Here is a 2,064-nt window from a genome sequence, read left to right as displayed (position 1 = left end):
TCACCCTCACCGGCATCAGCGGTATCGGCAAAACCACCCTAGCAGTGCAACTCGTACAACAAATTAAAGACGAGTTTGAGTACGCAGTTTGGTACACACTAGACGAATTCCCCACCATAGAAAAATTTCAATCTAACCTAATACAGCTTTTTTCCAATTCAGAAAAACCAGATTTACCCCCAACAAACCAGAAACGCTTACCGCTGATTAAGTATTTACAAAACCATCGCTGTTTAATCGTCTTAGATGACGTTCACAACCTGTTCAGCAGCGGCGAATTAGCAGGAAAATATAAACCCGAATCCGAAGACTATCGCTCTTTATTCAAACAAATAGAAAAATTATCCCATCAAAGCTGCTTGATGTTAATCGGTTGGGAACAACCGAGAGAAGTGACTCAAGTTAAAAGCCAAAATACTTCTATTCGTACCTTACAAATCAAAGGTTTAGACATCGCCGCCGGACGGGAAATACTCAGAGATTATGGGTTAGAAGCAAGCGACAACAGTGAAACACTCATTCATCGCTACCAAGGCAACCCCCTATGGTTAAAAAGCGTGGCGAATCTGATTCAAGACTTGGGTGGAGGTGTGACCGAGTTATTACCAAATGATACCATATTGTTGCCAGAAGATTTGAAAGATATTTTACAGCAGCAGTTCGATCGCCTATCCGAACTAGAAAAACAAGTAATCTCATTGTTAGCGAAAGAAAGCCAGCCAATCAACCGGGCAAAATTGCTAGAAAATGAGATAATTCCGGCTTCAGATTTGCTAAATGCCTTGCAATCTCTATCGCGGCGCTGCTTGATAGAACAACAAGCAAATTTTTACACGATTTCACCTGTACTGAGGCAATATGCGATCGCCCATACAGTGTAATTTATACAACCATTGCTTACATTGTCGCGCTTCACCCAAATTACAAGAAGTGGCAATGGGCGATCGGGTAAATGGGGCGATCGGTTCGATAGAATGATCGGTAGTCGCAATTCCATTGTTTGTCATGACGCTGAAAGAATTAGACCCTCAACTGCTGGCACTCTCTGACGACGAAAAAGCTCAAGTCGTTCAACTCCTCACTCAAGGCAAAATCACTCCTTGGCGCGGTATTGAAAAAACGCCTGATGTCTGTGGCGGGAGTGCCTGCATTGCTGGAACTCGCATCACCGTTTGGGGACTTGTAGAAGCTCGTCGCATTGGCTATAGCGAAGCCGACTTACTCACAAGCTATCGATTACTCTCTGCTACTGATATTGCTAACGCTTGGGCCTATGCTGAAGCTTTCTCCGATGAAATTGAAACAGAAATTCGGGAAAACGATGAAGTGATGGACGAGGATTTGTAGCCGATGGCACGTCTCTATGCCGATGAGCAATACCTTCACCGTAACTTAGACAGTAGTCATGCCTTGCCCTAAATGCTTCAAGACCTGAAAAGCCGATCGCAATTCACTTCGCACAGTATAAATCGAAAATGCCCGCGATAAGCCGTATTCCGGTGTAGGTTGAGCCATGAGTTTCACAAACAACACATCATCGCCATTCGTCAACATACCAAATCTCGGTTTATCCAAATCAGGATTTGCCATCATGTATGCTAATGCTTGGGGTAATGCCGATCGCGTCGAAATCGTAGTCTTCTTACACTCCAAAACCATTACCCAAAGCTGATTCTGCAAAATCAAGATATCAATTCGTCCGCGCAGGGTTTCTTCCCCATCATCGATCACAATTTCGATCGCAGCTTCAGCCTTCATCCTGAAAGGTGGATCGTAGAATCCCGCCAGTTCTAACAAAGGTGATGCCACCAGCAATGTCACTGCCCCTTCTAACAACTCTCCATCGGCTCTATGATATAGCAATCTACGTCGTAGCGTATCCAAAGCAGTCTGTTCAGAATCGCTGGGACTGGGCAATTGGCCTTGCCACTCTGTAAAAAAAGCCTCATCCTCAGTTCGGCTCAAATTCAACCTTGATTCAGCCTCAGCAAGGCTTTTAATAGCTTCTGTAACTGCAATAACCTTTGCCATTCCTTCACCTTTGATTCAAACGGTTCAATTTCC

General features: G+C 44.3%; 3 protein-coding genes. 2 read left to right on the top strand and 1 reads right to left on the bottom strand.

The genetic code is table 11. From position 1 onward, the window contains the following. Both ACUVJL_RS28670 and ACUVJL_RS28665 read left to right on the top strand, forming a co-directional pair. A partial coding sequence (locus tag ACUVJL_RS28670; protein ID WP_445248950.1) for an NB-ARC domain-containing protein occupies positions 1 to 881 on the top strand: 881 nt, incomplete at its 5' end. Positions 882 to 1,005: 124 nt separating this feature from the next. Next, entirely contained in the window at positions 1,006 to 1,347 is a 342-nt protein-coding gene (locus ACUVJL_RS28665; protein ID WP_445248949.1) for a DUF433 domain-containing protein, read from the top strand. 45 nt (positions 1,348 to 1,392) lie between these two features. Here the strand turns inward: ACUVJL_RS28665 and ACUVJL_RS28660 are convergent, their stop codons facing one another. Beyond that, on the bottom strand, positions 1,393 to 2,031 hold the full coding sequence (locus tag ACUVJL_RS28660; RefSeq protein ID WP_445248948.1) for a type I restriction endonuclease: 639 nt from the start codon (positions 2,029 to 2,031) through the stop codon (positions 1,393 to 1,395). Positions 2,032 to 2,064 lie beyond the last annotated feature (33 nt).

Source organism: Microcoleus sp. OTE_8_concoct_300 (genome assembly GCF_031383065.1).
Taxonomy (GTDB): domain Bacteria; phylum Cyanobacteriota; class Cyanobacteriia; order Cyanobacteriales; family Microcoleaceae; genus Microcoleus.
The sequence above is the reverse complement of the archived record's forward strand: the minus strand, read 5'-3'. Positions and strand labels throughout refer to the sequence as shown.